This window comes from Streptomyces sp. 142MFCol3.1 (assembly GCF_000424945.1).
Taxonomy (GTDB): domain Bacteria; phylum Actinomycetota; class Actinomycetes; order Streptomycetales; family Streptomycetaceae; genus Streptomyces; species Streptomyces siamensis.
This window is the reverse complement of record NZ_AUKV01000023.1, coordinates 98,714-114,296: the sequence shown is the minus strand read 5'-3', so window position 1 is coordinate 114,296 and position 15,583 is coordinate 98,714. Positions and strand designations below refer to the sequence as shown.

The window sequence follows — 15,583 nt, the reverse complement described above, 5'->3', positions numbered from 1 at the left end:
GGCCGCCCACGTGTCCGTCACGACGCCGACGCCGGTGCGCAAGACCGCGCCGTCCCGGCCCACGCGCTCATCGCGCCGGGCCGGGACGGCCGGTCTGGCCGCGGCCCTGCTCTCACCGACGTTGCTGGTCCTCGTCCTGGTCATCGGATACCCCGTGGTGGCGGCCCTGCGGCTGTCCTTCCAGGTGTCCAGCGAGTCCATCGACCCGCACACCGGTTTCAAGGTGACCACCACCTCCTACGGTGCCGAGAACTACACGTCCGTCTTCTCCGACGACCGGCTGCTGCGGCCCTGGTGGAACACCACGTCGTTCGCTCTGGCCTCGGTCGCCCTCGAGGTCCTGCTCGGTGTCTCCATGGCCCTGGTGATGCACCGGGCCTTCCGGGGCCGGGCCCTCGTCCGCGCCGCCGTCCTCGTGCCATGGGCCATCCCCACCGCGATCTCCGGCATGCTCTGGAAGTGGATCTTCAACAGCCAAGGGGTCGCCAACGAGATTCTCGGCACCCAAGTGCTGTGGAGCAGCGACGGGTTCCAGGCCTGGCTCTCCGTGGTCGTCGCCGACACCTGGAAGACGGCGCCGTTCATCGGGCTGCTCGTCCTCGCCGGACTGCAGATCATCCCCGGCGAGTTGTACGAGGCTGCCCGCGTCGACGGCGCCTCCGCATGGCGCGTGTTCTGGCGGATCACCCTGCCCCTGGTCCGCCCGGCCCTCGTGGTCGCTGTCCTGTTCCGCCTCCTGGACGTCCTGCGCATGTTCGACCTGCCGTACGTCCTGGTGGGGCCGCGAAAGGATTCGGTCGAAACGCTCTCGATGATCGCTTTTGACGAGATGACCAATCTGCGCTTCGGCACCGCCGCCGCGTACGCGAGCGTCCTGTTCCTGTACGTCGCCGTGGTCGCCCTCGCGTTCGTGAAGCTGTTCGGAGCCGATCTGATCGGCCGGGGCACCGGGAGCGAGACATGAGTACGACGACCTTCAGGCTTCGGCAGGTCTCGCCCGGACGGCGTGGCACGAAGCGCGGCGGGCGCGGTACCGCCTGGGCCCGCCGCCTCGGCATCGCGGCCGTCGTGGCCTACTGCCTCGCACCCTTCTATTGGATGGTCGTCTCCAGCCTGCGCAGACCGGCCGACCAGTTCTCCAACGCGCCGCTGCCCGCACCGGTCTCCTTCGACAACTACTCCGCGGCCTTCGACGCGCGCAACGGATTCGGCCGGGCCCTGGTCAACAGCCTTGTCGTGGCCGGTGTCACCACCGCCGTCACGCTGGTCGTCGCCATCTTCGCCGGATACGCGCTGGCCCGGCTGCAGTTCCGCGGCAAGACACTGATCCTTACGCTGATCATCGCGGCCTCGATGTTTCCACCGATCATCCTGGTGGTGCCGCTGCTCGAACTCTTCACGGACCTGGGCTGGATCAACACCTACCAGGCGATGATCGTCCCGAGCATGAGCTTCGCCCTGCCGCTGGCCGTCTGGAACCTCACCGCGTTCTTCCGCCAGATGCCCGCGGAGCTGGAGAAGGCCGCGCAGGTCGACGGGTGCACGCCCGCGCAAGCGTTCCGCAAGGTCGTGCTCCCGCTCGCCGCACCGGGTGTCTTCACCACCGCGATCCTCGTCTTCATCTGCGCATGGAACGAATTCCTCATCGCGGTCAGCGTGGTGAACGACCGTCACATGATGACCGCGAACGTGATCGTGTCGCTCTTCACCGGCCAGTACAGGTACGACCAGCCGTTCGGCACACAGATGGCGGCCGGCGTCGTGGTGACCCTGCCGCTGGTCGTCGCAGTGCTGTTCTTCCAGCGGCGGATCGTGGACGGCCTCACGGCAGGAGGACTGAAATAGTGAACGCCCACATGGCGGGAGATCCGGCCCTGGCAAGTGCTCCGGCCGGCGGTGTGTCCGCCGCCTCGGACGAGTGGGTGCTGAGCACCGACGATCCGCTGACCGACTACCACCCCGCTTTCACCGGCAACGGCCGGCTGGCGGCGCGAGTGCCGGCGGCCGGTAACGGCTTCGCCGAGGCCCCCGTGCGCACCCAGTTCCATGTCGCCGGCTTCTACACCGGGCGCGGCGGCGGATGGTCCCGCAAGGCGGCCCTGCCCGCCTGGACGACGCTCGACGTGAGCGACGGCAGCGGCTCGTTCAACGACGCGTTCAGCTCCATGAGCGCGATGACGGAGGAGCTTGTCGGAGGCGACTGGGCAGCCGTGACACGGCCGGAAGCCGGAGCCGCTCGCGGGATCGAGCGGTATCGGCAGTCCCTCGACCTGCGTACCGGAGTGATCACCACGGAGGCCCGTTGGACCTCGCCGGCGGGCCGGGTCACGGACGTGCGCTATCAAGTGCTCACCGACCGGTCCCGGCCGCACGTGGCCGCCGTCACCCTGACGCTCACCCCCCACTTTGAGGGAACACTCGTCGTCACCGACACCCTCGACGACCGGGCGGCTTCCCGGACGACACCTGCCCGGCAGGGGGCGGGGGCGGGACGGATCTGGACCGTCACGGAGGCCGAGGGAAGCGGCATCGTGGCCGCGGTCGTCTCCGTACTCGACGCCGAGGGCGCCGAGCCGTCGTGCCCATCGGGGGAGGAGACGGCGGCGCAGACGGTCACAGTGCGGGCGCTGCCGGGCCACCCCCACAGTTTCACCAAGTACGTGTCCGTCGTGACCTCCCACGACGCCGAGGACCCGCCCGCCGCCGCCCGCTCCCACGCTGACGAGGCCGCTCGCGCGGGGTACGGCCGGCTCGCCGACGACAATCGTCGGGCCTGGGCGCGGGAGTGGGAGGGCGACATCGTCGTCCGCGGCGACGCCCGCCTGCAACGCCAGGTGCGGGCCTCGAAGTTCTACCTCCTGACCAGCGTGCGCGAGGACTCGCCGTGGTCGCTCTCACCCGCCGGGCTCTCCAGTGACAGTTACAACGGCCATGTCTTCTGGGACACCGAAACCTGGATCCTGCCGAGCCTCCTGGCCCAGCACCCGCAGATCGCCGAGAGCGTCCTCGACTACCGGGTCCGCAGGCTCGACGCGGCCCGCGCCTACGCCGCCGACGGCGGACACCGGGGCGTCCGCTTCCCCTGGGAGAGCGGTCTCACCGGTGACGAGGACACACCGGCATGGGCTCCGTGCGGCCGTCTCGAACAACACGTCAGCTCGGATGTCGCGCTGGCCTTCTGGCAGCACTGGCTGGTCACCGGCGACGAGCGATGGCTGCGTACGTCGGGACTGCGCGTGCTGAGCGCGGTGGCGGACTTCTGGACGAGCCGGGTCACCGCCGACGCCGAGGGCCGCTGTCACATCAACGGGGTGATTCCGCCGGACGAGTACGCGGAAGGGCCGCACGACGACTCCGTCTACACGAACGTCGCCGCCCGGGCCGCACTCCGCTTCGCCGCCCGGGCCGCGGAGACGTCGGGGCAGCCGGCCGATCCGCGCTGGACGGACGTCGCGGACCGGATTGTCGTCCCGTTCGATCAAACCCTCGGCATCCACCCGGAGTTCACCGGATACGAAGGCCAACAGATCAAACAGGCGGACGTGGTGATGCTCGCCTACCCGTGGGAGAACCCCCAGCCCGCGGAGGTCTCCCTGGCCGACCTCGAGTACTACGTGCCCCGTACGCACGAGGACGGCCCGTCGATGACCGACTCGGTGCACTCCATCGTCTACGCCGAACTCGGCGACGCCAAGGCGGCGTTCGAGCACACCCGGCGCAGTGTCGAGCCCTTCCTCCGGCCGCCCTTCGAGCAGTTCGCCGAGACCCGTACCGGGGGAGCCTTCACCTTCCTCACCGGGCATGGCGGCTTTCTGCAGGAGTTCCTTTACGGCTACTCGGGACTGCGCTGGCGCGCGGACCGGGTCGTCCTCGCACCGATCCTGCCCGACCCGCTGGAAGGCATCGCTCTGCGGCGGTTGCGCTGGAGGGGCCGTGTCTTCGACATCGACATCCGGCACGACGGTACGACGGTACGGCTGCACGCGGGCCGAGCGCTCCCGGTGGAGGCCGCGGGACAGGTCCATCACGTCCCAGCCGGTGGAGAGGTCAGGCTCGCCACGCGCACTTCAGCGGCGGGCCGCTAGCCGTTGGGCAGAGGCAGAGGCAGAGGCAGAGGCAGAGGCAGAGGCAGAGGCAGAGGCAGAGGCAGAGGCGGAGGCGTGCGGCCCTCGGGTCAGCCGTCGGGCGTGCCGCGCAGCGGTGCCGAACTCGCGCGCACGACCAACTCCGGAACCAGCAGTCGGTGCATAGGCTCGGCAGCACCGTCGACGTCCTTGTCCGCGTTTTGGCCGATGAGCCGCAGCAGCTCCGCCATGATCAACCGGCCGACCTCCTCTATCGGTTGACGGACACTCGACAGACCCATCGCCGCTGCGGCCGGGGTGTCGTCGAATCCCACCACCGCGACGTCCTCGCCGGGCCGCAGCCCGTGGTGGCGCACGGCGTGCAGCGCGCCGACTCCGAGGGTGTCGGTCGCCGCGACGACGGCGGTCGGGGGCGCCGGCCGGTCCAGGAGCTCCACCATGAGCCGCGTACCACTGGACATGGTGTCGTCGCCCCGTACGTCGAGCCGATGGCTCTGGGCGAGCAGGCCATGCCGGTCCATGGCCGCCAGCCAGCCGTGCGCCCGGGCGTCGCCGACACTGGAGCCCTCGGGCCAGCCCAGGAATCCGATGCGCTGGTGGCCGGCGGCAACCAGGTGATCGACCGCCGAGGCCGTCCCGGCCGTGTTGTCGACGTCGGCCCAGCTATAGCCTTCGGCACCGGTCGCCGTACGCCCGAACGCGGCGAACGGGACCCCGGCTGCCTCCAGTTGCCGTGGACGCGGGTCGTGCGGAGTGACGTCGTAGAGCACCACCGCGCTCACGGCGCCGGCGCGCCACAGCGCCGTGCACCGCTCGGTCTCCTCATCGGCCTCGGGCGCCGTGAACAGCAGCACGTGGTGGTCGCACGCCTGGCCTGCCTCGGCGAGCGCGTGAAGGAAGCGGTCCTGGATGGAGGCCACCGTCTCCGCATGGACTGGCAGGATCCTGCACCCCACCATGCGGGGAGCGCTGGCCCTGAGCGAGCGTGCCGCCCGGTTGGGGTGGTAGCCGAGGTCGGAGACGGCCCGGTTGACCCGCTCCCGCGTCTCGGCGCGGACCCGGTCGGGCGCGTTGAGCACGTTGGAAACTGTCTGTCGTGACACCCCGGCCGCCTCGGCGACGTCCGAGATGGTCACGGACGGGCCCGGAGTCAGCCGTGGGCCATGGGAACCGGCCGTCATGTGCATCCCCCGCTGGTCGACCCGTACGTATGTGCATGAACGGAGATCGGCGCCCCGCATGCTGGACGGATCGATTTTATCGTTCAAGCCCGGGCTGTCGAGGCGATACAGCGGGGGAGGGGTGCCCAGGACCGACGAAGGTCGACGGACGTCGGGGGCGGCCCCCGCTCGTTGCCCCGGGACGGCGCCCGCTCGTGGCCCGGGACGGCCCCCGACACGGCCCAGGGCACATCAGGAGACCGCGGGCTCTCGCACGTCAGAGCCACTGTCCACGGCCATCACGAGAGCCATCACAAGAGCCAGCACAAGTGTGACAAAAGGCACGGGCTGGGATCGCGGCGCTCTCGACTACAGGGCAACAGTCAAGGCCGGACCCCACTCGCACCGCTGTTGTCGTCGCCGGGCCGGCCACAGGGAAGTCCACGAGGGGCAAAATCGACAAATGGTGCAACATCTATTCTTTCTCTCGACCTATTGACTTCTCGCGGTTCCTGGGCTGAAGCTACGGGGCAGCCATTCAAACCGGTTTAAACGCCGGCGCGCCGCTCTCCTTCCATGAGGCTTCGCCTCATCGTGCGGTCCTGAAGCAGACCTCGCCGGTCGAGGTCGACGAGCGTCAGGCCGTTCGGCTCGGGGAGCGCACGTGGTGACAGTCCCGTCTGAAGAAAGCGGTACGCACATGTCCCGTCGTCCGACCATCGCCGATGTGGCGAAGTTGGCCGGAGTGTCCCGCGCGACCGTTTCGTTCGTCCTCAACAATCGTCCCGGCGTGGCTCAGGAGACGCAGGAGCGCGTCCGCTCCGCGGCCGGGGAACTGGGATGGACACCGAGCCGCAGCGCACGCGCACTGTCTACCGGGCGAGCCCGCGCAGTGGGCCTGGTCCTCGCCCGCGAACCCGAACTCATCGGCACCGATCCCTTCTATCCGGCCTTCATGGCGGGCATCGAGGCGGTCATCGCCGAGACCGGCAACGGTCTGATGTTGCAGATGAGCCGTCCCGGAAGCGAAGTGGACACCTATCGCAGGCTCTCGTCCGACCGGCGCGTGGACGGTGTGTTCCTCACAGACCTGCGGGTCGACGACTCCCGTCCGGCGCTGGTGGCCGAGCTGGGCATGCCGGCCGTGGCGGTCGGGTCGGCCGAGGCGGGCGCGGGACTGCCGGCGATCAACCTCGACGACCGCCCTGCCGTGCGCGATGCCGTCCGGCATCTGGTCGACCTGGGTCACCGGGACATCGCCTATGTCGCCGGCCCCGACGAGTTCGTGCACGCCCGGCGCCGCCGCCAGGCATGGGCGGACGCGCTCGCCGAAGCGGGCCTGCGAGAGGGCACGCTCCTGCCGGGGGGCTTCACCGCCGAGGGCGGAGCACGAGCCACCCGCATGCTGCTCGAGCAGCCCACTCCGCCGACGGCCATTGTGTACGGCAACGACTTGTCCGCCACCGCCGGCATGGCGGTCGCCCAGGACAGCGGACTGCGGCTGCCCGAAGACCTCTCGGTGGTCGGCTTCGACGATGTACCGCTGGCCTCCTACACCAATCCTCCACTGACCACCTGCCGTGCGAACCCGTTCTCCTGGGGCCGGGCGTCCGCACAGGCGCTGGTGGAGCTGATCGAGACCGGCACCACCGCCGACATGGAACTGGAGCCGGCCGCCTTGGTGGTGCGCGGCTCTACCGGACCCGTGCCGGACCGCAAAGCCGTATGACCCAGCGGCCCGGCCGGACCCTCTCTGCCCCCGGGACGGGGCAGTCGGGAACCGGCTGTGTCGCACCGCAAGATTCATTCAGCCAGAAACGGAACCTCCAATGAAGAAGGCCCTCCTCACCATGCTGCCCGTGGCCGCCTTGGCGCTCTCCGCGTGCGGTGGCGGCGGATCGGACTCCAGCACCTCCAACGACGCGCACGGTCCGATCACGATCTGGTACTCCAACAACGCGCAGGAAGTCGCGTGGGGCAAGAAGATGGTCGCGGACTGGAACGCCGCCCATCCCAAGGAGAAGGTCACCGCACAGGAGATCCCCGCGGGCAAGAGCTCCGAGGAGGTCATCGGAGCGGCGATCACCGCCGGCAACGCGCCGTGTCTGGTCCTCAACACCGCTCCGGCCGCCGTGCCCGGATTCCAGAAGCAGGGCGGTCTCGTGTCGCTCGACGACTTCCCCGACGGCAAGAAGTACCTGCAGGAGCGCGTCGGCGACAAGCTCTCCCAGTACGCGTCGCCGGACGGCAAGTACTACCAGATGCCGTGGAAGAGCAACCCGGTGATGATCTTCTACAACAAGGACCTGTTCAAGAAGGCCGGTCTCGACCCGAAGAACCCCGAGCTGTCCAGCTACAAGGACTTCCTCGCCACGTCGCGCAAGCTGGTCGACAGCAAGGCCGCCAAGGCCGCGATCTGGCCGGCTCCGACGTCGGAGTTCTACCAGTCCTGGTTCGACTACTACCCGATGTTCGCGGCGCAGACCGGCAAGCAGCTGGTGGAGGACGGCAAGGCGCAGTTCACCTCGCCCGACGGCATCAAGGCCGCCCAGATGTGGAAGACGATGTACGCCGACGGCCTGGCGCCCAAGGAGAGCTACAACGGCGACGCTTTCGCCGACGGCAAGTCCGCCATGGCCACCGTGGGGCCGTGGGCGGTCTCCGTGTACGGCGACAAGGTCAACTGGGGTGCCGTGCCGGTGCCCACCGCCGAGGGCGCCCCCGGCAAGGGCACCTTCAGCGACGAGAAGTCCATCGGCATGTACACCTCCTGCAAGAACCGGGGGACGGCCTGGGACGTCATGAAGTTCGCCACCGGCAAGGAGCAGGACGGCAAGCTGCTCGAAATGACCGGCCAGATGCCGATGCGTGCCAACCTGGCGGCTGCCTACCCGTCCTACTTTGCTTCGCACAAGGAGTACGAGGTCTTCGCGCAGCAGGCCGAGCACACCGTCGAGGCGCCCAACGTGCCCAACTCCGTCGAGGTGTGGCAGACGTTCCGCAACGCGTACACCAAGGCCGTCATCTTCGGCAAGGGTGACCTCGACTCCACGCTGAAGGGCGCCGCGGCCAAGGTGGACAAGCTCGCGGAAGGCCAGTGAGCACCCGCCATGTCCTCCATTGCCTCTGACACTCACGGGTCCCGGCACGCCGCCGGGACCGGGAGCGGGAAGCCGGGGCCCAGGCAGCCGTGGCGGTTGCGGCTCGGCGGCCACCAGCCCATCGGCATGCTCTTCGTCTCCCCGTACGTGCTCTATCTCGCCGCGATCTTCGTGTATCCCCTCGGCTTCGCCGTGTGGATGTCCTTCCACGACTACTTCTTCGCGGCCCCCGGCGTCCAGGTGGACCGGCCCTTCGTGGGACTGGACAACTACACGACGGTGCTGACCGACCCTGCCGTCTGGCGCTCCTTCTACAACATCGCCGTCTTCCTGGTCATCAACGTGCCACTGACCGTGGTCGCGTCCCTTGTCCTGGCGAACGCGCTGAACAAGAAGCTGCCCTTCAGGTCGTTCTTCCGCACGGCGTACTACATCCCCTACGTCACCGCCAGCGTCGCGGTCGTCGGTGTGTGGCTGTTCCTGTTCAACTCCGACGGCCTGGTCAACAACGCGCTCGGACCGGTGGCGCCGCATCCGTCCTGGCTGGTGAACTCCCACCTCGCCATGCCGCTCGTGGCGGTCTTCGTGGCCTGGAAGCAACTGGGCTTCTTCGTGGTGCTGTACCTGTCGGCACTGCAGAACGTGCCCCAGGAGCTCTACGAGTCGGCGGCCATCGACGGCGCCGGACGCCTGCGCATCTTCCGCTCCATCACGGTCCCGGCGGTGCGCCCGGCCACACTCCTGGTCCTGATCCTCGCCACCGTGACGGGCGCCAACCTGTTCACCGAGCCCTACCTGCTGACCAGCGGCGGCGGACCCGACGGCGCGACCACCTCGCCCGTGCTGCTGATGTACCAAAGGGGACTGCAGCAGGGACACCCGGACGAGGCAGCGGCCATCGGCGTGATCCTGGTCATCCTGGTCACCGCCATCTCGCTCGTGTACCGACGGCTCGTGGAGAGGGACTGAGATGACCGCCGACAGCGCGCCTCGTCCCGTCGACGAGCAGCGCCCCACCCAGCACACCCCGCGAACCCGTCCACGCTCGGTCGGATCACGGATCGCCCTGCTCATCGGCGCGTTCGCCTTCCTCTTCCCCTTCTACTACATGATCATCGGCTCCCTGCAGAAGGAGCCCGACTCCAGTCCGTCCGGCGCGTTCCCGAACCCGGCGAATCTGAGCCTGCACAACTACGCGGCGATCAACTCCGCGATCTCGCTGGGACGTTCCCTGGTGAACTCCGGCATCTTCACCGGCGGGGTCATCATCTGCACCACCGTGTTCGGTCTGCTTGCGGGCTACGCCCTGGCCCGATTGCACTTCCGCGGCCGTGGCTCGACCTTCGCCCTGGTGCTGCTGGTCCAGGTCGTGCCCTTCCAACTGCTGCTGATCCCGCTGTACGTGCTGATCGTCCGCGACTACGGTCTCGCCGACTCCTACCTCGGCATGATCCTGCCCTTCGCGATCAACACCAGCGCAGTCTTCATCTTCCGGCAGTTCTTCCTGCAACTGCCGCCCGCCCTGTTCGAGGCGGCCCGCCTCGACGGCGCCGGCGAGCTGCAGATCCTGTTCCGCATCGCGCTGCCGCTGTGCAAGCCGGCCCTGCTGTCGGTGGTGCTGCTCAGCTTCACCGGGCCCTGGAACGAGTTCCTGTGGCCGTTCCTCGTCACCAAGCGGCAGGACATGCAGCCCCTGGCGGTCTCCCTGGCGAACTACATCAGCACAGTCGCCTCCGCCGCCGCCAACCCCTTCGGCGCCATCCTCGCCGGGGCGTGCGTGCTCGCCGCACCGGCCGTGGCCCTCTACGTGATCTTCCAGAGCCGTTTCACCTCCACCGACATCGACTCAGCAACGAAGGGCTGACCCCCCGTGTCCCACAGCACCACCGCCTCTGTCCCCTACACCCTCACCCGTGTCGGCGTCGTGATGTCCCCGCTGCCCGGCGAGGCCAACGAGGCCGAGGGCGTTCTCAACCCGGCCTCCGGCCGCACCCCCGACGGCACGCTGCACCTGCTCCCGCGACTGGTCTCCGAGGGCAACGTCTCCCGCGTCGGTCTCGCTGAAGTCACCCTCGAGGACGGCGTCCCCACCGCGGTCGAGCGCCGCGGCGTGGTACTCGCACCCGACGCCGGCTGGGAGCGCGGCAAGAACAACGCCGGCGTGGAGGACCCCCGCACCACCTGGATCGAGGATCTGGGCCGGTACGTCATGTCGTACGTGGCCTACGGACCGCTCGGACCCAAGCCCGCCCTCGCCGTCTCCGAGGACCTCCTCAACTGGGAACGCCTCGGCCCCATCCAGTTCGCCTACCAGCCCGACCTGGACACCGACCTCAACCTCTTCCCCAACAAGGACGTCGTGCACTTCCCCGAGCCTGTACCGGGCCCGGACGGCGCGCTCTACTACGCCATGCTGCACCGCCCGATGTGGGACCTCGGCTGGTTCCGACCGGGCGAGGGCGTGCACCTGCCCGCCGGCGTGACCGACGAGCGCCCCGGCATCTGGATCTCCTACGTGCCCGTCGACGAGGTGAAGCAGGACCTGAGCGCCCTGACCCGCCCGCGCCACCACCGCCTGGTCGCGCTGTCGGAACACCCCTGGGAAGACCTCAAGATCGGCGCCGGTCCGGCCCCCATCCGGGTCGACGAGGGCTGGCTGCTCATCCACCATGGCGTCTCCGGCACGATCGAGGACCCGTTCGCGCAGGTGCAGACGGTCAACTACGCGGCCGGCGCCATGATCCTCGACCCCGCCGACCCGGCCCGCGTCATCGCCCGCACCGCCGAACCGCTCATGGCCCCGGAGACCGAGGAGGAGCGCTCCGGCACCGTCCCCAACGTGGTCTTCCCCACCGCGATCGAGGAGATCGACGGCGTGCGCTACGTGTTCTACGGGATGGCCGACGCGCACATCGGCGTGGCCCGCCTGGACCGGTCCCAGTGAGCCCCAGCCCCGCAGGGCACGGCGTCGCACTGGTCGGCTGCGGCGCCTTCGGCTCTTTCGTGCTGGACGCGATACGCGACATCCCCTCGCTTCGGGTCATCGCGTGCGCCGACGCCGACCGGGTCCGGGCCGAGGAACTCGCCGCCCGTCACGGCGCCACCGCCCACGCACGCGTGGAGGACGTCGCCGCCCTCCCCGACGTCGACGTGGTCGTCCTGGCCACCCCGCCGGCCGCTCACGCGGACGGCGCGGTGGCCGCCCTGCGGGCAGGCAAGCACGTCTTCTGCGAGAAGCCGATGGCGCTCACCGTCGAGGACGCCGCACGCGTCGAGGCGGTGAGCCGCAGGTCGCCAGGAGTGTTCGCCGTCGACCATGTGCTGCGCTACAACCCCCTCCTGCGGCTGCTCCAACGACTCGGGCAGGAACAACTGCTCGACCCGCTGCGCCGGTTCGCCTTCGAGAACGACGCCTCCGACGAGGACCTCGGCCCGGACCACTGGTTCTGGGATCCGGAGCACAGCGGCGGCATCCACGTCGAGCACGGTGTGCACTTCTTCGACGCCGCGAACGCCCTGATGGGCAGCGGCCCGCTCCAAGTGCAGGGCACCGAGGTCCGGCGCCAGGACGGCCCGGTGGACATCGTGGTGGCCACGGCCGTCCACCCCGGCGGCGCCGTCGCCACCCACACCCACTCCTTCACCCACGCGCACCGCGCCGAGCGGCAGTTGATGCGGCTGGACTACGGATTCGCCGAAGCCCGGGTCACCGGCTGGATCCCGACGTACGCGACGCTCACCGTGTGGACCGACGAGGCGGGCGCGGCCCGCTGGGAGGCCCTGCCCGCACGGGCCGCCGAACTCCTCGCGGTTCCCGGCCTGCGCACGCACGGCGAGGAACGCGTCACGGTGACCGTGGCACGGCATGCCGGCTCCTCCCGGCCGGCCCGCGGCAGAGGGATCACACGCAGCGTCCCGCACCGGGTCGACTGCGTCGTCGACCTGGGCGGCGAGGACCGCAAACCGCACGTGTACGCCGAGAGCGTGCGGGCCGCCATGACGGACCTCCTGCACTGCGCGGCACACGGCGGCACACCACAGGCCGACGCCCGCGCCGGGCTGACGGCCGTGGCCGTGGCACGGGCGGCCACCACGTCCGCGCGGAGCGGCCGGACCGTCACCCTCACTACCGCGGACCCGGCTGGAGGCATCGGATGACGGCACCCGACCTCCTCCTCGACGACGGCCACCCCGTGTGGTGGAGAGAGGCCGTCTGTTACGAGATCCACCCGCGTGCCTTCGCCGACGGCAACGGCGACGGCACCGGCGACCTGCCCGGAGCCACCGCCCGCCTGGACCACCTGGTGGACCTCGGCGTCGACGCGGTGTGGATCACCCCGTTCTATCCCTCTCCGCTGGCGGACGGCGGCTACGACATCTGCGACCACACCGGCGTTGCGCCCGACCTCGGGACAGCCGCCGACTTCGACGCCCTGGTGACCAACGCACACGCGCTGGGCATCAAGGTCCTGGTCGACGTCGTTCCCAATCACACCTCCCACCGGCATCCCTGGTTCCAGGCCGCGCTCGCCGCCGGCCCCGGCACCCCGGCCAGAGCCCGCTACATCTTCCGGGAAGGACGCGGCGAGAAGGGCGAACTGCCGCCCAATGACTGGCAGTCCGCGTTCGGCGGTCCCGCCTGGACCAGAATCGACGAGTCCGACGGCCGCCCCGGACAGTGGTACCTGCACCTGCACGCACCGGAGCAGCCCGATCTCGACTGGCGCCACACCGACGTGGTCGCCGAGTTCGAGCGCATCCTCAGGCACTGGCTGGACCGCGGTGTCGACGGTTTCCGCGTCGATGTCGCCCACACCCTGTTCAAGGCCGAGGGCCTGCCCGACGCCGGCCCCGGCCAGCACCAGGACGTCCACCGCAACCACCTGATGCCCTACTACGACCAGGAGGAACTGCACCCGCTGTTCCGCGCCTGGCGCGCTTTGCTGGACCGGCACCCCGCCCCCGCCGGGGCGGTCGCCCCGCCCGATCGCGTGATGGTGGCCGAGGCAGGCATCTTCGACCGTGAACGCCTGGCCCGCTACGTCGCCCCGGGAGAGATGCAGCAGACGTTCAACTTCGCCTTCCTGGAATGCCCTTGGGAAGGACCCGCCATGCGGGAGGTCATCGAGCAGTCGGCACGCGCCATGCAGGCCGTGGGCGCCCCCGTCACCTGGGTGCTCTCCAGCCACGACGCGATACGTCCGGTCACCCGGTACGGGGGAGGCCGGCTCGGCGGACGACGCGCCCGTGCGGCGGCGCTGCTGATGCTGGCCCTGCCGGGCGCGGCGTACATCTACCAGGGCGAGGAACTGGGCCTGCCCCAGGCCCCCGTCCCCGACGACCGCATCCGCGACCCCCTGTGGGAACGCTCCGAGCACCTCCAGCGTGGACGCGACGGCTGCCGCGTACCGCTGCCCTGGGCGGGGAGCATTCCTCCGTACGCCTTCAGCGACGCCGCCGCGGAGAACTGCTGGTTCCCGCAGCCCGCCGACTGGGCGGAACTCACCGTCGCGGCACAGCGCGAGGACGAGCAATCGATGCTGGCTCTCTACAGGACAGCACTGCGCCTACGGCGCGCCCATCCCGCACCTGACACCGCACTGCGGATCCAAGGACCCGAGAACGGCGAGTGGTTCGCCTTCGAACGGGCGGCCGGGTTGCACTGCCTGGTCAACTTCGGACCGCGGCCCGTCCCGCTGGACGATGACGCCGAGGTACTGCTGTCCAGCGCACCGCTCGACGACCGTGCCGTCCCCCAGGACACCGCGGTCTGGATCACCTACAAGGAGTACCAACAGTGAACAAGGGACCAGGCGTCGACCTGTCCGCACTGGTGAAGGCGTACGACGTCCGTGGCGTCGTCCCCGATCAGCTCGACGAGGAACTCGCCCGGCTGTTCGGCGCCGCGTTCGTCGAGACGACCGGCGCCACCGCCATCGTGACCGGGCACGACATGCGCCCCAGCTCGCCCTCCCTGTCGCGAGCCTTCGCCCAGGGCGCCGCAGGGCAGGGGGCCGACGTCATCGAGATCGGCTTGTGTTCCACGGACGAGCTCTACTTCGCCAGTGGCCACCTCGACCGGGCCGGCGCGATGTTCACCGCCAGCCACAACCCCGCCCGCTACAACGGCATCAAGATGTGCCGGGCCGGTGCGGCACCGATCGGTCAGGACACGGGACTGCGCGAGATCCGCACGCTCGTGGAGTCCTGGGCAGCAGGCGAGCCCCTCCCGTCGCCGGGCCGCACGACCGGATCCGTCACCCGGCGCGACATGCTCCCCGACTACACGGCCCACCTGCTCGGCCTCGTCGACGTCCGCACCGTACGCCCCCTCAAGATCGTGGTGGACGCCGGCAACGGCATGAGCGGCCTGACCGTGCCCGCCGTCTTCCGCGACGTGCCCGTGGAAATCGTCCCCCTGTACTTCGAACTCGACGGGACCTTCCCCAACCACGAGGCCAACCCACTGGACCCGGCCAACATCGTCGACCTGCAACGCGCGGTACGCGAGAACGACGCCGACCTCGGACTGGCCTTCGACGGCGACGCCGACCGCTGCTTCGTGGTCGACGAACGCGGCGAGGCCGTCGCCCCCTCGGCCGTGACCGCGCTGATCGCCGCCCGCCTGCTGGCCGCCCACCCGGGAAGCACCATCCTGCACAACCTGATCACGTCCCGGACCGTGCCCGAAGTGGTCCGTGAACTCGGCGGAGTACCGGTGCGTACGCGGGTGGGCCACTCCTTCATCAAGGCCGAGATGAACCGCACGGGCGCAGTGTTCGGCGGCGAGCACTCGGCGCACTACTACTTCCGCGACTTCTGGAACGCCGACACCGGCATGCTGGCCGCCCTGCACGTGATCGCCACGCTCGGCACACAGCAGGAACCCCTTTCCCACCTGGTGCGCCGCTACCAGCGCTATGCGGCGTCGGGGGAGATCAACAGCACCGTCCACGACCAGAAGTCCACCATCTCGGCCGTACGCGACGCCTTCACCGCCCGCACCGGCGTGACCAGCGACGAGCTTGACGGCCTGACCGTCTCCGCCGCCGACTGGTGGTTCAACCTGCGCCCCTCCAACACCGAACCGATGCTTCGGCTCAACGTGGAGGCGGTGGACACGGACACACTCACCCGGGTACGCGACGAGGTCCTGGCACTGGTTCACCACTGACACGGCGACACCAGAACCTGGTGTCATGGCTACCGTCGGCAGCAGATATCGATCGGGGGCGCA

Annotated in this window: 12 protein-coding genes; 11 read left to right on the top strand and 1 reads right to left on the bottom strand. The window is 69.6% G+C overall.

Going from position 1 to position 15,583, the window contains the following annotated elements:
- The first annotated feature begins 10 nt into the window (after positions 1-10).
- From H305_RS0130440 to H305_RS47440, 3 genes are read left to right on the top strand one after another with little or no spacing between them, the layout of a single operon-like run.
- The gene (locus tag H305_RS0130440; protein ID WP_028803785.1) at positions 11-964 is read left to right on the top strand and encodes a carbohydrate ABC transporter permease; all 954 of its coding nucleotides are present in this window, start codon (positions 11-13) and stop codon (positions 962-964) included.
- The gene (locus H305_RS0130435; RefSeq protein WP_028803784.1) at positions 961-1,845 is read left to right on the top strand and encodes a carbohydrate ABC transporter permease; all 885 of its coding nucleotides are present in this window, start codon (positions 961-963) and stop codon (positions 1,843-1,845) included. Before H305_RS0130440 ends, H305_RS0130435 begins: the two co-directional genes overlap by 4 nt.
- On the top strand, positions 1,845-4,085 hold the full coding sequence (locus tag H305_RS47440; RefSeq protein ID WP_051371101.1) for a glycosyl hydrolase family 65 protein: 2,241 nt from the start codon (positions 1,845-1,847) through the stop codon (positions 4,083-4,085). Before H305_RS0130435 ends, H305_RS47440 begins: the two co-directional genes overlap by 1 nt.
- An 89-nt stretch (positions 4,086-4,174) precedes the next feature.
- Here H305_RS47440 and H305_RS0130425 read toward each other — a convergent pair whose 3' ends face one another.
- Complete coding sequence (locus H305_RS0130425; protein WP_158690594.1) at positions 4,175-5,221, bottom strand: LacI family DNA-binding transcriptional regulator; 1,047 nt, start codon at positions 5,219-5,221, stop codon at positions 4,175-4,177.
- Positions 5,222-5,945: 724 nt separating this feature from the next.
- On the opposite strand from H305_RS0130425, the gene H305_RS0130420 reads away from it, so the two are divergent.
- The 8 genes from H305_RS0130420 to H305_RS0130385 all read left to right on the top strand — a co-directional run bounded on the left by H305_RS0130420 (position 5,946) and on the right by H305_RS0130385 (position 15,520).
- On the top strand, positions 5,946-6,974 hold the full coding sequence (locus H305_RS0130420) for a LacI family DNA-binding transcriptional regulator (RefSeq protein WP_028803782.1): 1,029 nt from the start codon (positions 5,946-5,948) through the stop codon (positions 6,972-6,974).
- Between the two features lie 100 nt (positions 6,975-7,074).
- The gene (locus H305_RS0130415) at positions 7,075-8,346 is read left to right on the top strand and encodes an extracellular solute-binding protein (protein ID WP_028803781.1); all 1,272 of its coding nucleotides are present in this window, start codon (positions 7,075-7,077) and stop codon (positions 8,344-8,346) included.
- A gap of 126 nt (positions 8,347-8,472) precedes the next feature.
- Positions 8,473-9,315, top strand: coding sequence for a carbohydrate ABC transporter permease (locus H305_RS0130410; protein WP_234021125.1), 843 nt, complete (start codon positions 8,473-8,475; stop codon positions 9,313-9,315).
- Between the two features lies 1 nt (position 9,316).
- Positions 9,317-10,210, top strand: a complete 894-nt coding sequence (locus H305_RS0130405) for a carbohydrate ABC transporter permease (RefSeq protein ID WP_028803779.1) — start codon at positions 9,317-9,319, stop codon at positions 10,208-10,210.
- A 6-nt stretch (positions 10,211-10,216) separates the two neighbouring features.
- Entirely contained in the window at positions 10,217-11,290 is a 1,074-nt protein-coding gene (locus H305_RS0130400; protein ID WP_028803778.1) for a glycosidase, read from the top strand.
- A complete protein-coding gene (locus tag H305_RS0130395; RefSeq protein WP_028803777.1) occupies positions 11,287-12,504 on the top strand; it encodes a Gfo/Idh/MocA family protein in 1,218 nt (405 codons plus the stop codon). Before H305_RS0130400 ends, H305_RS0130395 begins: the two co-directional genes overlap by 4 nt.
- Positions 12,501-14,147, top strand: a complete 1,647-nt coding sequence (locus tag H305_RS0130390) for a glycoside hydrolase family 13 protein (RefSeq protein ID WP_028803776.1) — start codon at positions 12,501-12,503, stop codon at positions 14,145-14,147. The genes H305_RS0130395 and H305_RS0130390 overlap by 4 nt, the downstream gene beginning before the upstream one ends.
- Positions 14,144-15,520, top strand: coding sequence for a phosphomannomutase/phosphoglucomutase (locus tag H305_RS0130385; RefSeq protein WP_028803775.1), 1,377 nt, complete (start codon positions 14,144-14,146; stop codon positions 15,518-15,520). Before H305_RS0130390 ends, H305_RS0130385 begins: the two co-directional genes overlap by 4 nt.
- Positions 15,521-15,583: the final 63 nt, after the last annotated feature.